The sequence below is a fragment of the Ruegeria sp. HKCCD3925 genome (assembly GCF_057221175.1).
In genome coordinates this window covers 1-22,998 of the sequence record NZ_JBWVBI010000003.1, presented here as the reverse complement: position 1 = coordinate 22,998, position 22,998 = coordinate 1, and the positions used below count along the sequence as shown (strand labels likewise).

At 54.0% G+C, this 22,998-nt stretch carries 22 protein-coding genes and 2 pseudogenes; 10 read left to right on the top strand and 14 right to left on the bottom strand.

From position 1 onward, the window contains the following. Positions 1-23: 23 nt before the first annotated feature. The 5 genes from AC2TEM_RS07535 to AC2TEM_RS07515 form a co-directional block, all read right to left on the bottom strand. On the bottom strand, positions 24-974 hold the full coding sequence (locus AC2TEM_RS07535) for a phytanoyl-CoA dioxygenase family protein (protein WP_170423968.1): 951 nt from the start codon (positions 972-974) through the stop codon (positions 24-26). A gap of 10 nt (positions 975-984) precedes the next feature. Next, positions 985-2,607, bottom strand: coding sequence for a TRAP transporter large permease (locus AC2TEM_RS07530; protein ID WP_170403499.1), 1,623 nt, complete (start codon positions 2,605-2,607; stop codon positions 985-987). After that, positions 2,607-3,449 carry a TRAP transporter small permease subunit gene (locus AC2TEM_RS07525; protein WP_255612041.1) on the bottom strand — a complete coding sequence of 281 codons (843 nt, stop codon included), beginning with the start codon at positions 3,447-3,449 and terminating at the stop codon, positions 2,607-2,609. Before AC2TEM_RS07525 ends, AC2TEM_RS07530 begins: the two co-directional genes overlap by 1 nt. A 16-nt stretch (positions 3,450-3,465) precedes the next feature. After that, entirely contained in the window at positions 3,466-4,635 is a 1,170-nt protein-coding gene (locus AC2TEM_RS07520) for a mandelate racemase/muconate lactonizing enzyme family protein (protein ID WP_170423966.1), read from the bottom strand. A gap of 79 nt (positions 4,636-4,714) precedes the next feature. Then, positions 4,715-5,728: a TRAP transporter substrate-binding protein gene (locus tag AC2TEM_RS07515; protein ID WP_170396175.1), complete on the bottom strand. Its 1,014-nt coding sequence runs from the start codon at positions 5,726-5,728 to the stop codon at positions 4,715-4,717. 197 nt (positions 5,729-5,925) lie between these two features. Between AC2TEM_RS07515 and AC2TEM_RS07510 the strand changes: the two genes are divergently transcribed. Then, on the top strand, positions 5,926-6,576 hold the full coding sequence (locus AC2TEM_RS07510) for a GntR family transcriptional regulator (protein WP_170396177.1): 651 nt from the start codon (positions 5,926-5,928) through the stop codon (positions 6,574-6,576). On the opposite strand, the gene denD is transcribed toward AC2TEM_RS07510, so the two are convergent. Beyond that, positions 6,573-7,541: a D-erythronate dehydrogenase gene (denD, locus tag AC2TEM_RS07505; protein WP_170609036.1), complete on the bottom strand. Its 969-nt coding sequence runs from the start codon at positions 7,539-7,541 to the stop codon at positions 6,573-6,575. The two genes, AC2TEM_RS07510 and denD, sit on opposite strands and share 4 nt — an antisense overlap. After that, on the bottom strand, positions 7,538-8,422 hold the full coding sequence (locus AC2TEM_RS07500) for an NAD(P)-dependent oxidoreductase (RefSeq protein WP_170423962.1): 885 nt from the start codon (positions 8,420-8,422) through the stop codon (positions 7,538-7,540). The genes denD and AC2TEM_RS07500 overlap by 4 nt, the downstream gene beginning before the upstream one ends. A gap of 190 nt (positions 8,423-8,612) precedes the next feature. Between AC2TEM_RS07500 and AC2TEM_RS07495 the strand changes: the two genes are divergently transcribed. From AC2TEM_RS07495 to AC2TEM_RS07475, 5 genes are read left to right on the top strand one after another with little or no spacing between them, the layout of a single operon-like run. Then, positions 8,613-9,371 carry an SDR family oxidoreductase gene (locus AC2TEM_RS07495; RefSeq protein WP_170423960.1) on the top strand — a complete coding sequence of 253 codons (759 nt, stop codon included), beginning with the start codon at positions 8,613-8,615 and terminating at the stop codon, positions 9,369-9,371. Beyond that, positions 9,368-11,164, top strand: a complete 1,797-nt coding sequence (locus AC2TEM_RS07490; protein WP_170423958.1) for an IlvD/Edd family dehydratase — start codon at positions 9,368-9,370, stop codon at positions 11,162-11,164. Before AC2TEM_RS07495 ends, AC2TEM_RS07490 begins: the two co-directional genes overlap by 4 nt. Before the next feature lie 11 nt (positions 11,165-11,175). Then, the gene (locus AC2TEM_RS07485) at positions 11,176-12,024 is read left to right on the top strand and encodes a fumarylacetoacetate hydrolase family protein (RefSeq protein WP_170423956.1); all 849 of its coding nucleotides are present in this window, start codon (positions 11,176-11,178) and stop codon (positions 12,022-12,024) included. Then, the gene (locus AC2TEM_RS07480; RefSeq protein WP_170423954.1) at positions 12,017-12,940 is read left to right on the top strand and encodes a 2-hydroxyacid dehydrogenase; all 924 of its coding nucleotides are present in this window, start codon (positions 12,017-12,019) and stop codon (positions 12,938-12,940) included. The genes AC2TEM_RS07485 and AC2TEM_RS07480 overlap by 8 nt, the downstream gene beginning before the upstream one ends. Positions 12,941-12,956: 16 nt before the next feature. Further along, positions 12,957-13,547 (top strand): LysE family transporter, encoded by a 591-nt coding sequence (locus AC2TEM_RS07475; protein WP_170423952.1) that lies wholly within the window; start codon positions 12,957-12,959, stop codon positions 13,545-13,547. A 47-nt stretch (positions 13,548-13,594) separates the two neighbouring features. Here the strand turns inward: AC2TEM_RS07475 and AC2TEM_RS07470 are convergent, their stop codons facing one another. Continuing rightward, complete coding sequence (locus tag AC2TEM_RS07470) at positions 13,595-14,362, bottom strand: SDR family oxidoreductase (RefSeq protein ID WP_170403472.1); 768 nt, start codon at positions 14,360-14,362, stop codon at positions 13,595-13,597. Between the two features lie 69 nt (positions 14,363-14,431). Between AC2TEM_RS07470 and AC2TEM_RS07465 the strand changes: the two genes are divergently transcribed. The 3 genes and pseudogenes from AC2TEM_RS07465 to AC2TEM_RS07455 all read left to right on the top strand — a co-directional run bounded on the left by AC2TEM_RS07465 (position 14,432) and on the right by AC2TEM_RS07455 (position 17,257). Further along, a complete protein-coding gene (locus AC2TEM_RS07465; RefSeq protein ID WP_170423950.1) occupies positions 14,432-15,490 on the top strand; it encodes an L-idonate 5-dehydrogenase in 1,059 nt (352 codons plus the stop codon). Further along, positions 15,483-16,301 (top strand): phytanoyl-CoA dioxygenase family protein, encoded by an 819-nt coding sequence (locus tag AC2TEM_RS07460; protein ID WP_480790357.1) that lies wholly within the window; start codon positions 15,483-15,485, stop codon positions 16,299-16,301. The genes AC2TEM_RS07465 and AC2TEM_RS07460 overlap by 8 nt, the downstream gene beginning before the upstream one ends. Positions 16,302-16,549: 248 nt before the next feature. Next, positions 16,550-17,257: pseudogene (locus AC2TEM_RS07455) on the top strand (IS6 family transposase). A gap of 258 nt (positions 17,258-17,515) precedes the next feature. Here AC2TEM_RS07455 and AC2TEM_RS07450 read toward each other — a convergent pair. The 6 genes from AC2TEM_RS07450 to AC2TEM_RS07425 form a co-directional block, all read right to left on the bottom strand. Then, positions 17,516-18,373, bottom strand: coding sequence for an SDR family oxidoreductase (locus AC2TEM_RS07450; protein WP_170423946.1), 858 nt, complete (start codon positions 18,371-18,373; stop codon positions 17,516-17,518). Positions 18,374-18,436: 63 nt separating this feature from the next. Further along, positions 18,437-19,000 carry a TetR/AcrR family transcriptional regulator gene (locus AC2TEM_RS07445; protein ID WP_170423944.1) on the bottom strand — a complete coding sequence of 188 codons (564 nt, stop codon included), beginning with the start codon at positions 18,998-19,000 and terminating at the stop codon, positions 18,437-18,439. Positions 19,001-19,006: 6 nt separating this feature from the next. Further along, on the bottom strand, positions 19,007-20,068 hold the full coding sequence (locus AC2TEM_RS07440) for an NAD(P)/FAD-dependent oxidoreductase (RefSeq protein ID WP_170423942.1): 1,062 nt from the start codon (positions 20,066-20,068) through the stop codon (positions 19,007-19,009). Between the two features lie 3 nt (positions 20,069-20,071). After that, on the bottom strand, positions 20,072-20,755 hold the full coding sequence (locus AC2TEM_RS07435; protein ID WP_170423940.1) for an SDR family NAD(P)-dependent oxidoreductase: 684 nt from the start codon (positions 20,753-20,755) through the stop codon (positions 20,072-20,074). Between the two features lie 3 nt (positions 20,756-20,758). Beyond that, complete coding sequence (locus AC2TEM_RS07430) at positions 20,759-21,427, bottom strand: cupin domain-containing protein (protein WP_170423938.1); 669 nt, start codon at positions 21,425-21,427, stop codon at positions 20,759-20,761. Between the two features lie 36 nt (positions 21,428-21,463). Then, positions 21,464-22,084, bottom strand: a complete 621-nt coding sequence (locus tag AC2TEM_RS07425; protein ID WP_170399737.1) for a glutathione S-transferase family protein — start codon at positions 22,082-22,084, stop codon at positions 21,464-21,466. 156 nt (positions 22,085-22,240) lie between these two features. On the opposite strand from AC2TEM_RS07425, the pseudogene AC2TEM_RS07420 reads away from it, so the two are divergent. Further along, positions 22,241-22,945, top strand: a pseudogene (locus AC2TEM_RS07420) (IS6 family transposase). Positions 22,946-22,998: the final 53 nt, after the last annotated feature.

Below are 22,998 nucleotides of genomic sequence, written 5' to 3'. Positions count from 1 at the left end.
ATCAGCTTTCCTGGCGGCAGCAGCTAGGCGCAGAACGGTGAGTCCGATGTCCACCGGTGAATATCTATATGCGGCTTGCCGGACAGTCTTGCTCGCGCCGCCTCCCAATTGGACTTGCAGACGCGCCAATCTCGCAGCTCGGTTTCGGGGCGCGATCTGGACCTCGCGATGAAGCTGGGGAAATGATCTCGACCGGTCGGCTGGCCTGCCGCGCTAAAGCGGATGTCGAACGACCAGCGGAACCGGTCCGTTTTATTGATCAGCGAAGCGTGTGGCGTCAAAGGGTGAAACAGGATGATCCCGCCGGCCTTGACAGGAAGGGGCACGGCGCGGCCTTCATCAATGAACCCGTCGGCAATGCCTGTCTGCGTCCGGGCACAATGTGGCAGGATAGATTGGTCTTGTGCCATTGGCAGCACTTGCAGGCAGCCGTTTTCAACCGTTGCATCGTTGACGGCAATCCAAACCGTGACCATGTCGGTCTGATCAGCATCCTCCAGCGCAACCGCTCGGTCCTGATGCCAGTCCGTTGCGGTGATGTGCGCGCGCACCTCGTCCTTGGACAGCTTCAGGGCAGGTGGCTTCAGCCGAACGTGCTGGATTGGATTGCTCACCAACTCTGGCCCGATCAGCTGCTCGACGATGTCAAGCATGGGACGGGCCGTCAGCAAGTCGAACACTGCGGGCCCAATATGGAACGGTGTGTCCGCCATGATCCGATCGCCGGGCAGCGAGATGTCCAGCGGCTGGAAATAGTCGCATCCGGCCTGATAGGCGGACAGAAGTTTGTCCCAGAAGGTCATTCCGGACGGCTCATCCTTGACCAGTCCTTTTTTGTACCAACAGTCATAGAGCCGGTTCAGGACATCCGAGTATTCCGCTTGCACCCGACCCAGGACATCGCGGGGAATTACATCCTCAACCACGAGGTATCCATCGGTCTGGAACTTGCCAATCTGATCTTGTGTCAGCATGGGTGCAACCTCACAACAGCAGCGCGATGATGCCCGGCCAAATCAGAAGAACGGAAAGCGCCAGCAACTGGATCCCGATGAATGGCAGGAAGCCGCGGAAGATATCCGTTAGGCTAATATGCGGCGGGGCCACTGACTTCAGGTAGAACGCGGCCGGGCCGAAAGGGGGCGAGAGGAAGCTGACCTGCATGTTCATACAGAACACGACGCCGAACCAGATGGCGACATGACTCGGCTCCAACTGGCCAAAGACTCCGATTTCCTCGATAGGAAGGCGCAGGACGATCGGCAGAAAGACCGGAATGATCAACAGTACGATGCCGACCCAATCCATGAATGCGCCCATGAACAGCAAGATCAGCATCATTACCAGAATGACCAACATGGTCGGCAGCTCCTGGCCGACGATCAGGTCGGCCACGTATTGGGGCCCTCCAGCAATGGTATAGGCACCCGCCAGCGCGGCGGCCCCGATCGTAACCCAGATGATGGTGCCTGTGGATTTTAACGTCCGCATCAAGCTGTCCCAAACCAGCTCGAACGATCCTTCGCCCCGCAGGATGGCGATGATCAGAACGGCGAAGGCGCCCATGCCTGCAGCCTCAGTGATCCCTGTGATCCCGCCATAGATCGAACCGAGCACGACGCCGATTACGACCAGCGGCGCGACGAGACCCTTGCCCATTTCCCAACCGATTTTTGCGCGTTGTCTGCCAAAGACGAAGAAAATCAGCAGAAGGGCGACGATCGTGATGCCGGCAAACCAGGGCAGGTAGTCAGCCGTTCCCAGCCTCGCGGGCTCACCCTGGCTGGCAGCGTTCGAGCCTGAGAGCTCGAAAAAAGCGGCCCGGATAAACAGAACGGTGGAAAACCCGGCGACGACGATGCTCATGAAGGCCCCAAACAGTTTGCGTTTCTCGGCTGGTTCGGGGTCGTTCGGGTCCGGTTCCGGCAGCGGAGCGTGATGAGGATTCAACCGCGTGCGGATGATGATGTACAGGATGATCATCGAGGCCAGCATGAAGCCGGGAATGAAAGACGCGGTGAACAGCGACTTGATCGAGGTTTCGGTGATCAGCCCATAGATGATCAGAACGATCGAAGGAGGGATCATGGTGCCCAGAGACCCTGAGGCGCAGATGACGCCGATCGCGAGATTCTGATCGTAGCCCAGGCGCAGCATCTGGGGCAGGGCGATAAGGCCCAGCAGGACAACCTCACCGCCGATGATGCCGGACATGGCAGCCATGATCACCGCCATGATCGAGGTCACGATCGCGATGCCGCCGCGTGTTCTGGACAGCCAGACATTCAGCGACGAATACATGTCGCGCGCGATCCCGGACCGCTCTAGCAGCGACGCCATGAAGATAAACAATGGCACGGATATGAGCACGTAGTCCGTTAAGAGCCCGTATATCTTCTGCGCCAGGATATAGAGCGGCCCAGTCCCTGGCCGACCGGTGAGAATCCCGTCGCCGAATGAAAACGGGTTTAAAAGCAGTGTCGGTTCGAACTTGAGCACAAGAACCAGAACCGCAAGCGAAGCCGAGGCCAGACCCAAGGGCATCCCGATCGCCAGAAGCACAATCAGGGCGACCATCAGGATGAGTGAGATTGTTCCAATGTCCATCAGTCTTGTCCCACCGCCCGTTTGATCATTTCAATTTCGTCTTCGTCCGGTTCATCTGTGTGGATTTCCGGTTCTTTGTTCCAATCCGCGACCAAGTTCAAAATTGCTTGCATTGCGACGAGCGTAATCACGATCAGCACCATCGGCTGCAACGTCGCCGGGATCGGAGGATTGAAGGCAGAGCCATAAAGCTCCCATTTGTAGAGCTTATTGACGAACACCTGTTTGTAGCTGCCGTAGACAAGAAAGAAGGCAAATAGCACGATCAGTATAGTCGAAACCGTATCAAAAACGCGCTGAAGCCAACGTGGAACTGCGTCGTACATCAGGAATATTCGAATGTGACTGCGTTGCTGCATGGCGTAGTAGCCAGACATTAAAAACACAAAGCTGGCGAACCAGAGTGTCATTTCGTTCGCCCACTCGGTCGGCTTCTCCAGGATATAACGCATGAAGACTTCGTAGAGCATGACGACAGTCATGATTGCGATCATCATCATCGTCACTCGACCTATGAACAGGGCGAAACGGTCCATAACCGTCGAGCCTTCGAACTCCATCGTCGCCGGGCGCACGGTCTTGGTACCAATCACTGCAAGAAACGGTAGAAGGACGAGCGCGGCCATGTCGATGATGTCGACATACCCCCCGAATACGCCAGACAATTCGGGCGTAACGTCGCTGCGCAGATATATTTCAGTTACCTGACTTTTGAGGGATTCAGAGGTGTAAGGCAGCCAGTCCAATAGGAATGCGGGAAGATGCCAAACAAGCCAGCTGGCTGTTGCGACGAAGGCCAACGGTATGAGCCATTCAATTAGTCCGCCTGAGTTCTTGTGCATCGCGTAACCCTCGTCCCTATCCTTCGATCCTGTAGTGATCGATAAAGTCTCGGTCCGGCTCGACACCCAATCCGGGGCCAGTCGGGATCGTGACACGGCCGTTGTTGGCCTTGACCTGATTTTGAATTTCCAGCGGTTCGGTCAGCAGATCGTCCCGAAACTTGTTGTCCGTTGTGTCGAACTCCAGCATCGGCTCCCATGGATGCAAGCCGCCTGGAATTGCGGGCATGGCCGCTAGTAAATGCAGATTAGTTGCGACGGCGATGGCGCTACCCCAGACGTGATTTACGACCGGAATGAAATGTGCGTGGCATAGAGACAGTACCCTGAGATACTCTGAAACACCGCCCAAAGCACAAACCTCTGGCTGCGCGATATCGATGCCACGGTTTTCAAGAAGATTGCGCCATGCCCAGCGATTGAATACCGCCTCTCCGCCCGAGATGTTTACTTTAAGCGAAGTGCGCAGTTCGCGGTATCCGTCAATGTCTTCTGGCGCGACCGGTTCTTCGAACCAATATGCGTCCAGTTCTTCCAGCGCCCGACCGACAAAGAACGCGTCTGAAGTCGTATAGGCATGGTTTGCATCGACCATAAAAGGAAAGTCGTCACCAACTCCGCGTCGAACTGCTTCGCACAGTTTCACATCAGGCTTCGGGCCAAAGCCCGTTTTCATTTTGGTGGCGGTAAATCCCATTGCCTTGATCTTTGCGGCTTCATCCTCAAAACGGCTTGCAAGACTAGAAATCGGTTCATCCCGGAGCATCATGCCGTAGCCGTAGCAAGGAACGCTTGCGCGATGAGCCCCGCCGACAAGCTTATGGAGGGGGAGGCCAGAGATTTTGCCGGAGATGTCCCAAAGTGCGATGTCCACCCCGGACAAAGCCTGTATTGGCATTCCGCTTTGGCCATGGTCTCGCAAAAGATTGTACACCTTGTGCCAGATCACGTCTTTGTCCAAAGGGTCCATGCCAAGGACCATTGGTTGGATTACCTTTTCCACGATGGATTTGTTCGCAATGGCTACGTTTCCGGGACCAAAGCACTCCCCCCAACCGGTTACCCCTTCATCTGTCTGAATCTCGACCAGATGGGTTGTACGCTTGTCATAATACTGTTGCGAGTAGCCCAGAACTTCCGGCATGTCGTACTGCAGTACATGACTTATTATTCTGGTGATTTTCATGAAGTTCTGGATCCCGGCGCCGATCCGGAGAGGCCGCAAGTGCGGCCTTTCCGTGTGTCGTAGTTCGATCGAAGCCTGATTACTGCATTGCGCCCAGGTCACGCAGGAAGTTGATGTGGCTTTCCAAAAGCGCCTGTGCTTCAGGTGTCGTTGCGAACTCCGTCCAACCGACCTGAACGGCCGCGCGATACGCTGCCAGGTCTTCAGGCGACCATTCGTACAACTGAACGCCTTTTGCCTTCAGGTCTTTTGCAGTCTGAGCGTTCTGCACTTCATTGATTGTGGCATTGTGCAATGCCAGGCTATCCATTGCGACTTCCATGATCTTCTTGTGATGCGCGGGCATCGCTTCCCAGACGTCTTTGCGACAAGCTAGGTGATCTGCAGGCATCGAGTGGAAACCGGGATAGTTTGTGTGGCCTGCGATCTCGTACAGACCGAGGCCCACATTGTTCGTCAGGTTCGCAGCATCCGCACCATCAATGATACCGGTTTCCAAAGCCGTGAAGATTTCGTTGAAGTCCATCACGATCGGAGAAGCACCAAGTTCCGCGAACACCTTGGTTGCAAGGCCTGGAGGCGAGCGGAACTTCCAATCCTTGAAGTCTTCCACTTTTGCAATCGGCTTGGTCGAAGACAGCGACTCTGGCCCGGGAATCCACCATCCGATGAATTCCATGTCGTAGCCGTTGTATAGATCATTTACAGCTTCTCTTCCGCCGCCATGAAGAAGCCAAGCCATTTGCTGATATGGGTTCTGATATCCGCCGAGCAGGTCGCCCGCAAACTGGAAGGCCGGGTTTTTACCGGTCTGATAGCCGCCGCCCGTCATGTCGCAATCCAGAATTCCGGTAGCTGCGGCATCGAAGGTTTCAACTGATTTGACCACCGAAGAGGAATAGAACATTTCAACTTCGATTTCGCCGTTCGACATTTCCTGAATGTCTTCAACGAATTTTGCAGCCATCTGGCCTGACAGAGTTTCGGGCGAAAAATGGGTTTGAATTCTAAGCTTCGTTGTTTCAGCCATCGCGAAACCGGCTGCCATTGTCGTGGCTACGGCCGCCAGGGCCGCTGTCTTGACTATTTTCATATTGTCCTCCCAGACGTTGAGCGTGCGCGGTGTGGAAGATCTTGCCGCCTCCTTTGCTGTCGCGCAGGTAAACGTTAAGCCGACGAATCGAATGCAACAAGAAAAAATTGAAATTTCTAAAAATTTCGAGATTCTTGCGATAATTCGAAAATAAGGTTAGGACGCTACTTGGACAAAACTTGAAGGTGCATACTGGAATGAACGACGAAATAGATATTTATCAAGATCTTAAGATGCGCCTGATCTCTAATGGATTCGAGCATGGAGCGAAGGTGCGGGCTGAAGAACTTCGTAAAGTGTATGGCTGTTCTGCGAGCGCCGTTCGTGAAGTCCTTTTTCGTTTGGCCGCTGTTGGTTTGGTGGACTTTCAGGAACAAAAAGGTTTCCGCGTGCCAATGCGTTCGCCGCAGAAGCTTATCGAATTGACGCACGTCCGTGTTCTGTTGGAGGCCGAAGGCACCGCAATGTCGATCCGTAATGGCGGGGTGGATTGGGAAGCAAGATTGACGGCCGCACATCACAAACTCAGCCATATCGAAAAACGCATTCACGCCACAGACGACCCGAGCGGCCTTATCGAGATATGGTTTGCCTCGGAAAAGGAGTTTCACCAAACACTTATTTCTGCCTGTGGCTCGGAAACTTTAAAACAAATGCATAGCCGAGTTTACGCGCAGTTCAGGCAGCAGTTGATGGTTGCAGACCGGAACTTTGAATTCATTTCTCAGAACATAAGACACCATGCCGATATACTTGAAGCAGCATTGTCAGGGGATGAGCAGTTAACACGAGAGAAAATTCACGATCATCTGGAACGCCACCTAACTGGAAAGACGATGGGCGACTAAAGCCGAAAATCGTCTTCTAAATACACGCGAATGATTTCGTCGAAGCTTGATTCCGCTTCGAACCCCAACTCCAGAGCGCGATCTGTTTGAAAGTCGCGCGGCCAATTCTTGACTATTCGTTCGATTGCCTCGTCGGGTTCTCGCCTGATTAGGCCAACCGCGTCTTGACCTGCCACTTTGCGCAGAGCTTCGATTTGTTCGGCGACGGTGCAACTTACGCCAGGCATGTTCAATGCGCGTCTGTCATTCAAAAGCTGTGTGTCCATTGTTGCTGCGTGGGTCAAAAAAGTCGCAGCGGCGCGGGGGCTGGCGTGCCAGTGGCGAACGGTTTCGGCAACTGGCAAGACAGCCTCATCCCCATTCAATGGCTCTCGGATTATACCCGAAAAGAAGGACGAAGCGGCAGCGTTGGCTTTGCCCGGGCGCACACACAAAGTGGGCAAGCGCAAGGAAATACCGTCGATGTATCCTTTCCTGCTGAAATCCGTGATCATCAATTCAGCCGCCGCTTTCTGCGCTCCGTAACTTGTCAAAGGTGCCGAGAGGAACTCATCGCTTATCTTTTCGGGGAATGGTGACCCGAAAACTGCTATGGACGAGGCAAAAACCAGACGAGGTGTGTACTCGTTTCCTGATGCCTCGTGTTCATCCTTAAGTGCGTTCAGCAGTGCCCACGTTGCCATAAGGTTTACATCCCAACCCAACGCAAAGTCTGTTTCAGCTTGGCCTGAAACGATAGCTGCAAGATGAAAAATGACGTCTGGCCGCTGCGTAGCAAAAGACTTAGCTATGCCTGACGCAGTCAAGTTCCCCACAATTTGATTACCTGCCGCACTGTCGGGCGGGAACGAGAGATCGAACAGTGAGACTTGGGCATCGGCTCCGAAGGTTTCTTGGGTCGACACGCGATGGGCCAGTTTCTGACCCAGCATTCCTCCGCCGCCTATAATCAGGATCCGCGTCACAGCATTCCGTTCCGTTTTTTGAGTTCTAGATACAAAGCCGAATGATCCAGTTCGGCCCCATCCATTTCGTCTATCAGATATTCGAAACGGTCGCGCACAGATCGGGTGCTAGGTAGCTCAACGCCAAGGCTTCGTGCTTCCTCCAGCGTGTTGTCCAAATCCTTTAGTTGAAACTTAGACAAACCTCCGGGTGCAAAATTTCCATCAGACATGCGTTCGCCATGTTGTTGCAAGATAATACTATCCGCAAAGCCCCCCTTCAGTGCGGCCCTCAACGCGGTGGGGTCCGCACCACCTTGCTGAGCCAGTAGAGTCGCCTCGGCGACTGCCGATATTGTTACAGCGACAATTGTTTGATTGGCCAATTTGCACAATTGACCAGAACCACTTGGGCCAACATGTACAGGCCGGCCCATTGCTGTCAGAACTGGTCGCACGCGCTCCATAACGTCCTGATCGCCACCGACCATGATCGCAAGGGTGCCAGCTTCGGCACCTTTGGTGCCACCGGAAACCGGGGCGTCCAGATGCAGCACCCCCATCGAGGAAAGCTGCGCGGATTGCTCTCTTGCGTGTTCGGGTTTGGCGCTCGACATATCAATCCAGATCATCCCCGGTTTGAGTCGCTCGCGGAAAGCCTCGTCAGCAAGTAGCGCGCCGGTCGCATATCCATCCGAGAGCATGGTTATTATTACGTCTGCACCCGAAACCGCCAGCGGGGCAGTTTCCACCAATGTCGCGCCTTCTGCTGTCAACGGTTTTGCCTTTTTCAAGCTGCGGTTCCATACAGTGAGCGGAAACTCGGCGCGCAAAATATTCCGCGCCATAGGAGCTCCCATCAGGCCGGTTCCCAACAGAGCCACTTTGAACTGCTTGCTCATCATCTACTGTCCTTCCGAAGGTGCGCCACGCATGGTTATGGCCAAACCAAAATCTCTGTCATACGCTAACGGCTCTGTGCCCACATGCCAGAAGTCGTTGCAAATCCGCCAAGGTTTCTTTGCTTCTCGGTTGATCTGTGGGACGAAGTAACACTTGTCCAGTCGCCACTTTTGAGGTCGGAATATTTATATGTCAGAAAGACTTAAGGGAAAAAGCGTCTTGGTCACAGCCGCCGCACAGGGGATCGGACTTGCAAGCGCAATTGCAATGGCAAGAGAGGGTGCAAAAGTCTATGCGACGGATATTAACCCTGAAAAACTAAATTTGATTCGCGGTCGGAATCTCGAAAATCTCGAAATATTCGAGATGGATGTGACGAATAATGACAGCATTCATCATGGGGTCGCGCGAGCGAAGCCGGACGTTTTGTTCAACTGCGCAGGGTTCGTGCATCACGGAACTATTCTGGGTGCAACCGATGAAGAGTGGGATTTCGCAATGGACCTTAATGTGCGCTCAATGGTGCGCACGACAAAGGCTGTATTGCCGGGAATGCTAGAGCGCGGAGGAGGCTCGATAATCAATATGTCTTCCGCGCTGGGTTCCATAATCGGTGCGCCAAATCGTTTTGTATATGGAACGACAAAAGCCGCTGTTGTCGGGCTGACGAAATCGGTAGCCGTGGACTTCATAACAAAAGGAATCCGGTGCAATTGCATTTGTCCGGGAACAGTCGATAGTCCCAGTTGGCGTGACCGCGTAGATGCGTTGGGAGAGCAATTGGGCAGCAGAGAAGAGGCCCTTGCACAATTTGTGGCGCGTCAGCCTATGGGGCGTGTAGCGAAAGCAGAAGAGATTGCTGCATTGGTCGTCTATCTGGCGAGCGATGAAAGTGCATTCACCACAGGACACACGCATATAATTGACGGGGGTTGGTCAGGCCAATGAGAAAAGTATCAAAAAACGATTTGCGATCTCGCAAGTGGTTCATGAATTCTGAGAACCTTGAGATGACGGCATTGTATCTGGAAAGATACCTGAATTACGGATTGACCCGTGAGGAACTGCAATCAGGCAAACCGATCATTGGCATTGCTCAGACCGGCAGTGATTTGAGCCCCTGTAATCGGCATCATATCGAATTGTCCAAACGTGTTCGCGATGGAATCATCGCCGCCGGGGGAACGTGCATCGAAATACCGGTCCACCCGATACAAGAGACAGGTAAACGGCCAACGGCGTCACTCGACCGCAACCTGGCTTATCTGTCCTTGGTTGAGAGTCTATTCGGGTATCCGATTGACGGCGTTGTTCTGAACATTGGTTGCGACAAGACCACGCCCGCGCTTCTTATGGCCGCTGCGACCGTCAACATCCCAGCGATCGCCCTGTCGGTCGGCCCCATGCTCAACGGCTGGTGGAAAGGTGAGCGCGCCGGATCGGGAACGGTTATTTGGAAAGCGCGCGAAGACCTTGCGGCTGACGAAATCGACACCGATGAGTTCATGGAAATCGCAGCCGCCGCAGCACCTTCGGTGGGTTATTGCAATACGATGGGAACAGCAACGACCATGAATTCGCTTGCTGAGGCCTTGGGTATGCAATTGCCCGGATCAGCCGCCATACCAGCCCCGTACAGAGAGCGCGGTCAAATCAGTTATGAAACGGGTAAACGCATTGTGGACATGGTCTGGGAGGATCTACGCCCCAGCGATGTGATGACACGTCAGGCTTTTGAGAATGCGATTGTTATCAACTCTGCGATTGGTGGATCGACGAATGCGCCGATCCACCTGAATGCAATCGCTCGGCATCTTGGTGTTCCGTTGACCAACGATGACTGGCAGAAACTTGGCCACGACGTTCCACTGTTGGTTAACATGCAGCCTGCGGGTGAGTATCTGGGCGAAGATTACCAACAGGCCGGAGGTGTACCCGCCGTTGTCGGAGAGCTTCTTGATGCTGGATTGCTGCCGCATCCCGATGCGATAACGGTGAACGGTAAGACGATGGGCGATAACTGCTCGACGCGCCGGTCTCAGAACAGCGACGTAATCAAGCCTGTAAGTAGCCCGGTTAAGCGACAGGCGGGGTTCATCAATCTCTCAGGCAACCTGTTCGAGAGTGCGATTATGAAAACATCTGTGATCTCAAAGGCATTTCGAGAGACCTACCTGTCGAACCCGGATGATCCTGATGCATTTGAGGGCAGGGCGGTTGTGTTTGATGGGCCTGAGGACTTTCACCATCGGATCGATGATCCTGCAGAAAACATCGACGCAAACTGTATACTGATTATGCGCGGAGCGGGACCAAAAGGATACCCTGGTGCTGCAGAGGTCGTGAACATGCGGCCGCCCGCATATTTGTTGAAACAGGGCATAGAAGCCCTTCCTTGCATCGGTGATGGACGGCAATCCGGTACATCAGGAAGTCCGTCTATCCTGAATGCCTCACCCGAAGCTGCAGAGGGTGGTGGGTTGGCCTTGGTGCGAAATGGCGACCGACTGCGCATCGATCTTGGAAAAGGCACAGCGGATATGCTGGTTTCGCTTGAAGAGCTGCATGAACGCGCCCGCGATCTGGAGGCAAAGGGTGGTTATTCAACCCCGCCCAACCAATCCCCCTGGCAGGAATTATTCCGCGAAAAAGTAGATCGGTTGGATCGCGGGATGACGCTCAAGGGTGCAGAAAACTACCGCGATATCGCGCGAGGCTTCATGCCACGCGATAACCACTAAAAGGAACAGAAATGAAACTTGTTCGTTACGGAGCCAAGGGCTCGGAAAAGCCAGCCTTGGTCGACTCTGAGGGTCAATTGCGGGATCTGTCCGCTCATATCAATGATATCACGGGGGATATGTTGGATGACGGAACGCTTGATAACCTGCGGTCATTGGATCCGAACAACCTGCCAATTGTAGAGGGTGACCCTCGTATCGCGCCGTGTGTCGGTGACATCGGCAAATTTCTTTGCATCGGTTTGAACTACTCGGACCATGCTGCAGAAACCGGCGCAGATATTCCCGAGCATCCGATACTTTTTTTCAAGGCGAACTCGGCTGTCATAGGTGCCTATGATGATGTTGTTATGCCGCGGGGGTCTACACATACCGACTGGGAATGCGAACTGGGGGTCGTCATTGGTAAGACGGCCAAATACGTTTCCAAGGCCGACGCACTCGAATATGTTGCGGGCTATTGCATCGTAAACGACGTGTCGGAAAGGCATTTTCAAACGCAACTGACCGGTCAATGGACCAAAGGAAAATCCTGCGACACATATGGCCCTACCGGCCCGTGGTTAGTGACCCGGGATGAGGTGCCGGATCCCCAGAATCTTGGTATGTCACTGGATGTAAACGGTCAGCGCATGCAAACCGGGAATACCGCCACGATGATCTTTTCCGTTGCCGAGATCATTGAGCATCTAAGCCAACTTTTTACGCTGCACCCCGGTGACGTCATTTCAACCGGAACACCGCCCGGTGTTGGAATGGGGATCAAACCGGAACCAGTTTATCTGAAAAAGGGCGACGTCATGGAGCTTCGTATCGATGGGCTTGGTGTTCAGCGGCAAAAGGTCGGCCAAGATGACTGACTTGTTGCAAATCGGAGGGATCACTGAACGGATGCGAGAACGCCTGTCTTCAGTGTTCAATATTCATCAAATGGACGATTTCAACGCGGAAAGTATTACGCATATCGTAACGAACGGGCATGATGGCGTTCCGCATGACCTAATGATTTCACTCAGTAATCTGAAGATGATTAGCGTCTATGGAGTCGGCTACGACGCCGTCGACGCTAATGCTGCGGCTGAGCGTGGGATTGTTGTGACGCACACGCCCAATGTGTTGAACAAAGAAGTCGCAACCACCGCCGTTCTGCTGTTGCTGTCATGTTATCGAGAACTCATACGTGACGATAATTACGTTCGGTCCGGACGGTGGGAAGTTGAAGGTAATGCCCCTTTGACGCGATCAGCGGACAATCAAAAAATAGGCATTCTTGGTCTTGGTCGCATTGGTCAGGCGATTGTTGATAAGTTGGAGCCGTGGGCACCCGAAATCTCATATCACACCCGCAATCAAAAGGATGTCCCGTACCGATATTTCGACAATTTGGTTGAAATGGCAGAGCATGTGGACGTCCTCATATGCATCACGCCCGGCGGCCCGTCGACCAATAAGCTGGTCAACGCTGAGGTGTTGCGCGCGTTGGGGGCAGGCGGCACTCTGATAAACGTTAGTCGAGGTTCGGTTGTTGACGAAACTGCCTTAATTAGTGCATTGCAAAACGGTGAGCTCGGGTGGGCAGGGCTTGATGTCTTCGAGGACGAACCGCGCGTTCCAAAAGCATTGCGCGAGTTGTCCAATGTCGTTCTGCTCCCTCACGCTGGTAGCGCGACTTTTGAGACGCGTGCAGCAATGGGTGACCTGACTGTCGACAATCTGCTGCAACACCATAAGGACGGATCGGTGATCACAGCTGTGCCGGAATGCAGAGATCTGTAGTAGGCCAATCTGAAAAGTGTTTGAGTTTGCTGTCGCGGTTTTCTTTCTGCTAGTTACGCCGGGCCCGGGTGTTCTAACAACCGCGGGTATTGGATCAGCATTTGGTTTTCGAGCTGGACTCGCCTTTGTGGCTGGTCTGATGCTGGGCGGGTTCATCAACATGATGTTAGTTGTCTCTGGAGTCGCTGCGGTCGCTTTGGCTGTACCGGTGCTTAGAACTTTGTTGCTATTCGCCTCTGTCGGGTATTTGGTATTTCTCGCCTGGCGTATTGCCAGCGCCGGCTCAAAGGTCGGATTTTCTCCTGCGGTTTCGCCGCTTGGTTTTGCGAACGGTCTGACACTTCAGTTCATCAATCCCAAGGCTTACGTGGTCGGCACAGCATTGTTTTCAGGGTTTGCCTTTTTGCCCGATGCGCCCGTTTGGGAGGTCGTCATAAAAATCGTAGTATTCAATATGATTTGGGTGCCAGTGCACATGATCTGGCTGGGTGCTGGCGCAAAGCTGGGTAGCCTTGATTTAAGCGAGAGATCGCATCAAAGGATCAATATTGCGATGGCCGCTTCATTAATGGTTGTTGTGGTAATTGCCTTGGCGTCGGCGCTATGAACGATATCTAAGTCAGTCTTACTTAGCAGACGATTGGAAGCTGCAGATCAAAGTGACGCCGTTATTCCACCATCGACATAGAGAGTATGACCATTGACGAAACTGGATGCAGGGGAGGCAAGGAAAATGGCGGCGCCGACAAGTTCTTCTACATTGCCCCAGCGACCGGCCGGGGTACGTTTCTCAAGCCATGAGCTAAACTCTGGGTCGGCAACCAAGGCGGCGTTCAAAGGTGTATCGAAATATCCAGGTGCAATGGCATTGCAGTTTAGACCATACTTAGCCCAATCAGTTGCCATTCCTTTTGTAAGATTGGTCACGGCGCCTTTTGTCGCCGTGTAAGGCGCAATACCCGGTCTTGCTAGTGCGGATTGAACCGACGCAATGTTAATGATCTTACCAGACTTTCTTTCAATCATGTGCCGTGCCACAGCCTGACCGACGTGAAAGACGGACGCTACATTTGTCTGTAGCAGGCGCTCGAAGGCATCAGCGGGGAAATCCTGTAACTCCGTCCTATGTTGCATTCCGGCGTTGTTTATCAGGATGTCTATTGGGCCGACTTTTTCTTCAAAGTCGTCCACAGCAGATCGGACACCTTCATGATCGGTTGCATCGAACGAAAGTTCGCGTACCGAGGCACCTGTTTCGCTCAGCTCGGATGCTGCTGCCGCTAGTTTAGTGGCATCGCGACCGTTCAAAACGACCTGCGCACCGGCGGCAGCCAAACCACGAGCCAACGCAAATCCGATGCCTTGGCTAGAGCCTGTTACGAGCGCGCGTGTTCCCTCTAGGCTAAACATTTCAAGCGTCATGCAAAAATCCCTTGGTTGTCAGCACCGACTATCCGTATCTTTTGGCAATCTGTATAGGGAGTCCGTGCAATGTCTTCGGCCAGTGTTGCTGTTGTTATCCATGCCGCAAAAGATCTGAGGTTGGAAAACCGGGATGTGCACGACGTGGGGCCAGACGAAGTCTTGATTGCCATGCGCGCGGGAGGGATTTGCGGCTCTGACCTGCATTATTATAACCACGGTGGTTTCGGCGCGATCAAGTTGCGTCAACCGATGGTGCTTGGACACGAAATCGCCGGGGAAATAGTGAGAGTTGGGTCAAGTGTGCAGGGGTTGCATTTAGGTCAACTGGTTGCAGTTTCTCCATCCCGACCTTGCCAATCCTGCAGTTATTGTCTGAACGGGCAGCAAAACCACTGTCTTGATATGAAGTTCTATGGCAGCGCGATGCCGTTCCCGCATATCCAAGGTGCTTTTCAAAGCAAACTCGTAGCGAAAGCCAGTCAATGCGTTCCAGCAGATGAGTTAAGTCCTGCGCAGGCCGCTATGGCCGAACCTTTGGCGGTCTGTTTGCACGCGATTAAACAAGCCGGGAGCCTCTTAGGTAAAACGGTTCTTATCACGGGATGCGGTCCAATCGGCTGCCTTACGATCTTGGCGGCGCGTCGTTCTGGGGCGGCCAGAATAGTGGCGACGGATATCTCGGACCAGACCCTCGCTCTGGCGCGTGGATGCGGGGCAGACGATGTCATCAACACCTACACCGATCCACAAAAACTGGAGCAGTTTGAAAACGACAAGGGTCAGGTTGATGTACAACTGGAGTGTTCCGGGGCTCAATCGGCTCTGGCTTCTGGCGTCGCATGCTTGCGACCGGGTGGAACATTGGTTCAGCTTGGTCTGGGCGGAGATATGACTGTGCCGATGCAGGCGTTGACTGCAAAAGAGATAGTGCTTCGCGGGTCTTTCCGTTTCCATTCCGAGTTCTCAGTCGCGGTCGAGATGATGCGAAGCGGACTAATAAACGTCGACCAGTTGGTGACGCATTCCTTCGAGGTTGGCGAGGCCATCACTGCTTTCGAGGTCGCGTCTGATCGAACCCAATCAATGAAGGTGCAGTTAACTTTTCCGGATAATGAAAATGGATAAACGAACGCGTGATATTGCAAAGACTTATGAAAGAGACGGTTTCGTAGCTCCGCTGGATATCCTGACAGTTTCTGAGGTCCAAGCGCTGCGCAATGATTTTGAGGAAGCAGAGCGCATTCTCAGAGACGACCCAGATAAACTTAAGCTTCTATATTCTTATCCGGACAGGCTGATACCATCATTCGATGCACTACTTCGCCATCCGAAGCTGATTGAGGCTGCTTCAACGGTGTTAGGGCCGGACCTCATGGTTTGGAGCGGTGCACTTTTCGTAAAAGAAGCGCGATCATCGAAGATAGTCTCGTGGCACCAAGACTTGACCTATTGGGGATTGGATGATGCTGAAGAGGTTACCTGTTGGGTTGCGATTTCAGAAGCGTCCGAGCAAAGCGGGTGTATGAAGTTTGTTCCTGGCAGCCACAAAAGCCGTATCGTGCCTCACGTGGACACTTTCAGCGAAAACAATCTGTTATCACGTGGGCAGGAAATCGCAGTCGATGTGAACGAAAATGATGCAGTTGCTGCCGAATTGCGTGCAGGGCAGGCATCCATGCATCACGGGCATCTCTTTCACGCATCAGGGCCCAATAACACAGACGATAGACGCATTGGTGCGGCGTTGCGTTTCATAAAGCCTTCAATGAAACAGCAGAATGGCGTGAAAACTTTGGTTGCGTTAGTCGCAGGGCGAGATGATTTTGGGCATTTTTTAGTTGCGTCCTCCCCTCAGGGCTTTTTGCATGAGAACGATTTCGTTTTGTGTCAAAGGGATGCAGACCGCAAGAAACAAATACTCTTCGCCGGAGTGTAATGGTTCCCTTCGCAAGTTCAGAACCATTGTTATTTCGCCCCGATAGCCGACCTGAAGCGCGAAAACTGGTGGACTTACAAGTGTTATCATCGTCGCTCAGCTTTTCTTCCATCGGGCAAAAAGCTGAAGAGGTAGTCTACGGCAAGCTCGAAATTAGACTATTCATCGCTAGCTCATAAGGCATTCTGTTTGGTCTTGTCAGAAGAACTTGTCTTGAGGCGGGCAGGGGTGTTGCATAGCTTTTGCCCATGACCAGACCTGCCTCTTTCAAATACTTCAAAACCAGCCCCGATATCATCCGTCTTGCGGTAGTGCTGTACATCCGTTTCCCGCTATCGCTTCGGAATGTCGAAGACTTGTTGCACGAGCGAGGCATCGACGTGAGGCACTAAACTGTCCGATATTGGTGGAACAGGATTGGCCCGATGTTTGCTGCTGAGATCCGAAGAAAGCGTGCTCAGCAATTGAGAGCATACTCCAAATGGAAGTGGCACGCGGACGAGGTTTTCGTGAAGGTGAATGGTAAGCGGCTTTGTCTTTGGCGGGCCGTCGATCATGAGGGCGAAGTGCTGGAAGCAATCGTTACCAAACGTCGAAACAAGCAAGCAGCATTGAAATTCCTCAGGAAATCGATGAGGCGGCGCGGTAAAGCTGAAGAAGTAGTCACCGATCGCTTCGCGTCGTATCGAGCTGCGTTCAGAGAAATGGGCGCGCTCGAAACACAAAAGACGGGAAGGTGGCTCAACAACCGCGTCGAGAACTCGCACCAGCCGTTTCGACGACGCGAACGCGCGATGCAACGTTTCAGGCGCATGCGAAGTCGACAGAAATTCGCCTCCGTCCATTTCTCCGTCTACAACCACTTCAACTAGGAAAGATCGCTGACCAGCCGAGACACCTTCAAGTTGACACGAAGCGCCGCTCTTAGCGAGTGGCGCGAACTTGGTGCTGGATAAAGGACAGCGTCACTGGCCTAATAGAGACTGGTTCGAATTCGTCTGACAGCACCCTTTTCATGGCGCTGGTCGCGAAAAGCTTTACGACATTGCCGACAGAAACCGATCCGAAAAGGATCAGGGATTGTACGCATGATCGACGCGTGCTGGTGTTCCTCGACATCGCAAAAAGCGGACGTCGCCGTTGATGCAGCATGGAAACCTGTGGCAATTGCAGCAAGGCTGCCGCATTCCTAGCAGACTTACACCAGTAAGGTTTTAGCTTAGGAACTGCTCAATCACGGCTGCTTGTTGCTTTTTTCCATCCGGGTCTGCTTCGGTTTTCAGGCGAGTAAACGCCTCACCCCAGTTTGAAGTGCGAACGCGGATCGGCGGGTCAGAGGCTTCAACCACGCCCATGACAACTGATGCCACTTGTTCCGAAGTTTGATAGATATCGCTGCCATCCATTCGCGCCTGAGCGCCGCCGATATACTTCTGGAGAATAGGTAGATACTCATCCTCAAGCATCCCGCCCGTGGCCTCGACATGTTTAAGCACATTGGTCGCAAACTCGGATTGAATACCGCCCGGTTCAACTGTCGAGAAATGGATACCGAAATTGGGCGTGACATAGCTGGCCAGAGCCTCAGTGTATCCCTCAACGGCGAACTTTGCGGCGCAGTAGATCTCGTTGAACGGCTGACCCACAAGGCCGCCTACGGATGAGATTGTGATGACATGGCCCGAGCGCGCTGCGCGCATGTGTGGCATCACCGCTTTTGTGCAGCGCACGACACCCATGAAATTCACGTCCATGACCCAGGCGACGTCTTCTTCGCTGGCTTGTTCGGTTGTGCGAACAAATCCAGCACCCGCATTGTTGATCAGCTTATCGATCCGCCCCTCGTTCGCGATGATCTGATCGACTGCGGCGTTTACGCTGGCGCTGTTCTGCACGTCCAGCTCAAGCACGTTGAAATTGACGCCAGCGTCAGAGGCGGCCGCATCCAAGATGCCACGCTTGGCGAGGTTTCGCATAGTAGCGTAGACAGTATGGCCCGCTTGGGCTGCTTGTACGGCGATTTGAACACCAAGGCCGGATGACGTGCCGGTGATCAGAATGACTTTGGGCATAATGGAAGCTCCGAATATCAAATGAATTGCTTGCGGCAACGATCCGATGTGTCGGGGCGAAGGTCAACAGCGGGACTTTAAAACGCCCAAAGCCTCATCGAAGGTATTCACATTCTCTTCTGCGCGCGCGGTCAGATGCGCGCCTTCCAAAAGGGCCAGTACCGCGCGGGACTCCGAGGTAGGATCGGTGATGCCGGTGATTGATTTGTCTTCTTGGCCAAGCTTCAGGATCTCTTCGATTTGGGTAACCATCATGGCGCGGAATTTTCTGATCTTTTGGATCACGTCATCCGAAAGGCTTTCACGGCTGCTGATGAGCGACACGCAGAGACACAAGGTTTTCCCGTCATTGAGTGCATGCCGGTAGAGGTCGATCAGGGCCAGCAATTGCTCGGCCCCGGTTTTGTGTTCTAACCGGATGCGGTTGCACTCTGCTTGCAGGGTCTCATGATAGCGACCCATGAGTGCCGCCGACAGCGCTGCTTTGGTCGGGAAATGATAGTGGATTGACGCCTTGCGAATACCCACCGCCTCTGCCAGATCGGCATAGCTGAACCCGTCAAACCCCCTCGCGCGCGCAGCGTGTTCGGCAACATCCAAAAGGGCAGTCTTGGTATCACTCGTCATACGTGCTCAAACCTTTTCCGTCATGATCAGGGCCAGCGCGTTTTCCGCAGACTCCAGGGCGCCTTCGATATAGCCCCCGAACTGTGGTGCAACTTCGGTCCCGCCAAAGATTAGTCGGCCATCCCACAGACGGGTCATCGCATGGGGCAGCCCGTATTGCGGATGAGCGTATAACGGCTGTTGATCCGCTTCGATAGAGGTGAACGGGTCAAAGGCCCAGTCTTTAACATAGAGTGTCTTTGGCTCCGCAGCTGCGGCGCCGAACAGCCTGGACAGTTGCTCTTTGAGCAACTGCCGCAGCCGTTCTTCGTTGCTGCGGGTGCGCGGGGGTAAGCCGATAAAGCCGAACAACGCGTAAGGTCCGCCCTCGGCAGGGGAGGCGTCGTGTATTTCCACCATCGGCCCCCTGCGGCTCATCGCGTCACCGGACAGCCCGACCGTGCGCCAGAACGGGGTATCATAGACAGCGATGGCTTTGGCCTGTCCGGCCATCCAAGTCGCGATCCCGGTCATTGCCGCTAAAGCTTCATCTGGTAAAGCAGGTGAGAACGCGATCTTGCTCGCCACGCGAGGAGGGAGGGCCAGTACGACTTCCTGAGCATGGATGACTTGCCCAGTTTGAGCGGTCGTGGTGATCCCAGACGCAGACTTCTCTAACCCGACGATTGGCGCGGATAAGATGAGCCGCTTCGACGGTATCTCAGCGGCAAGCGCATCAGTGAGGGCGCCCAGACCACCTTTCAAGCGATAAGATCCTTGCATCGAGGCAAACCCGCGATCGCGCTCGACCTGGCCGATCTCGTTTTCAAAGCTGAGAGCGCCTGTTGAATATTGCTCGAACCACTCCAGTCCGAGCCGCTTTATTAACGCTGCAATACGCGGCTGTCCGGGCCAGAACCAGGCTGGACCCATGTCGAAATACCCACCCTCCAGCCTTTCCGTCAGGATACGCCCGCCCGGACGATCCCGCGCTTCGACCAGCAGGTAGTCATGGCTTTGTGTCTGTAGCTGTCGCGCAAGGCAGAGGCCAGAAATGCCTGCTCCAATGATCAGAGTTTGCGTCTGCATCGCTCAGAACCCCTCAGATGCCGGGCGCAGGTCCAGCTCATGGGTCCAGGTGGATTGCGGTTGATGAGCCAACTGCCAGTAGGCCTCGGCAATCTCGTCCGGTTTCATCATCTTCGACTGATCCAGCGAGTGCAAATCCCGCGAGCGGGGTGTATCGATGATCCCGTCCAGAACGACGTGCGAGATATGTACGCCAGCCGGTTGATATTCACGAGCCAGCGATTGTGTCAGCCCGCGCAGGGCGAACTTAGCCGACGCAAAAGCGGAAAACCGTGGGCCGCCGCGCAGCGACGCTGTGGCCCCCGAAACGATCAGCGCGCCACCACCGCCGCGCACCATCGGTTGCAGAACACATTGCCCCAGCAGGACCAAAGATTGCACCATTGATGTCCACGTTCTCTGATAGTCTTCCAATGCGGTTTCGGGGAATGGCGCGATCACCAGCTCAGCCGTATTGTGCACCACGATCTTCGGCGGGCCATGCGTAGCGATCAATTCAGAAATCACTGGCGCAACCGCACTCGGATCGGACAGATCGACCTGATGAAACGGCGCGATCGTTTCCTGCGGCTGCGTCCGTCCAAGACCAATGGCCGTCATGCCACCTGCCTGAAACCGCGCGAGAAGGGACTGGCCAAGGCCAGCCCCCGCACCGGCGACAATCGCCAGAGGTTTCTTGCTACTCATGAATTAAACCACCGGTGGCTGTGCAAAGGGCAGGTGGCCAGTCTTCATCCAGACCTTCGCCCCGTCTGGGCCAGCCATAGCCGACAGCGCTTCACCCTCAGGCAGGCGTAGCCAGTCGTTCTTTTTCAGAACGTCACCGCCCGAGGTCAGCGATCCGCCAATCATTAACAGCTCGATTCCACCCGGCGCATTCGAAGTAATCTCGGTGCCTGCATCAACATGGCTGTAAGTGACAACCTCGCGGTCATCCTTGTGCAGGGTCGCAGTGGCGACCCCGTTCACGGGTGCGGCCAGTTCGTCGGCCATGGTTTTGCGGAACTGATTGCGATCATCCATGTCAAACTGCCAGAGTTTGACGAAGATCGTGCAGCCGGGTTCTGAGCCGGGCGTATGCTCGGTCGTTGGGGGATTGCGCACATAAGTGCCTTCGGGAAAATCGCCATGCTCATCCTGAAAGACGCCGTCCAAAACTATGAACTCTTCACCACCCGTATGGGTGTGGGCCGAGAATTTGCTGCCTGGTGCATAGCGCACAATGGTGGTGGCGCGGGCGACTTCGCCACCAATTCGGTCCAGCATGCGCCGGTCCACACCCTTCATGGGCGAGGCCCGCCACTCAAGCTGATCAGAGTGAACAACGACACGCGAAGAGAAGTCCGAGTTGAGTTCCATGGGAGGGGTCCTTTCAACTTAAATGGCAGTTCTCGCTTAGCCGGCGATAGATGGACGGGCCGCCATCTTAGCACGCCAAGCTTGCAGGTTGGTCAGGGTTTCAGGAATTTCAACTTTAGCAAAATCGGCGAACGCCAATCCTGCAAAGGCGGTGATATCAGCCACCGAGAATGTGTCTCCAGCCAAGTATTCGTTTTCGGCCAATACCGCATCCAGATAGGCCATGGTGTTTCCGGCAACCTCTTTCTGTTTGTTGCCCCATTCGGCGCATTGATAGGTTTCCAGGTCCGGGCCGAGGCCAGGTGTGGCATGGTGGAAGTAGGTGCCGACCGCATTCAACAGACCGTTTTCCGCGCGCAGGTTCATCATCGAGATTCGGGCACGCTCTTGCGCAGTCACGCCGGTCAATGATGGGCCATCGAAGGTTGCGTCGATATATTCAGTGATCGCGTTGCATTGAGCGATGTGCGATCCATCTTCCAGTTCCAAACAAGGCACTGCGGCATCGGGGTTTTTGGCTTTGAACTCAGGCGTGCGATGTTCGCCGCCCATCACATCCACAGGGATGAATTCAACTTTGTCTGACGCGCCTTTTTCAGCCAGCGCAATACGAACACGGGCAGGGTTCGGGAACCCTTCGACATCATAAATCTTCATCTGAGTACCTCCGTCAGGGCTTGCAATGCTATCTACCTATCAATAGGTAGATAGCATTGCAAGCCTTTATTACGTCTTGTCAGATTGAATTGCTCTGATGGTCTTGTCAAAAGAACTTTGTTTGAGTGGGGCAGGGGTATTGCGTAGCTATTGCCCATGACCAGACCTGCATCCTTCGAGTACTTCAAAACTAGTCCCGAGATCATCCGCCTTGCGGTGATGCTGTACATCCGTTTCCCGCTTTCGCTTCGGAATGTCGAAGATCTGTTGCACGAACGAGGCATCGACGTGAGCCACGAAACTGTCCGATATGAGTGGAACAGGTTCGGTCCGATGATTGCCTCTGAGATCCGAAGAAAGCAGGTGCAACAACTGCGCGCACTCTCGAAATGGAAGTGGCACGTGGATGAGGTTTTGTGAAGGTTAATGGCAAGAGACATTACCTCTGGCGGGCTGTTGATCATGAGGGCGAAGTACTGGAGGCCGTTGTCACCAAACGCCGAAACAAAGCTGCAGCACTGAAATTCCTCAAGAAATCGATGAAGCGGTAGGTGGCGCCGATGAGATCGTGACCGACTGTTTTGCTTTCCATAAGGCTGCACTCAGACAATTGGGCGTGTTAAAAAACAAAGGACGGGCAGGTGGCTCAATAACCCCGTGGAGAACTCGCACCTGCCGTTTCGACGACGCGAACGCGCCATGCAGCGTTTCAGGCGCATGCGAAGTTTACAGAAATTCGCCTCCGTCCATTCCTCCGTATACAACCACTTCAACCAAGAAAGATCGCTTACCAGCAGAGACACTTTCAAGCTGACCCGCGCCGCCGCTCTTAGCGAGTGGCGACAGCTTTGTTCCGGATAGGTTCGCGGCTTCCGTGGCAAACTGAGACCGGTTCGAATTCAGCTGACAGAACC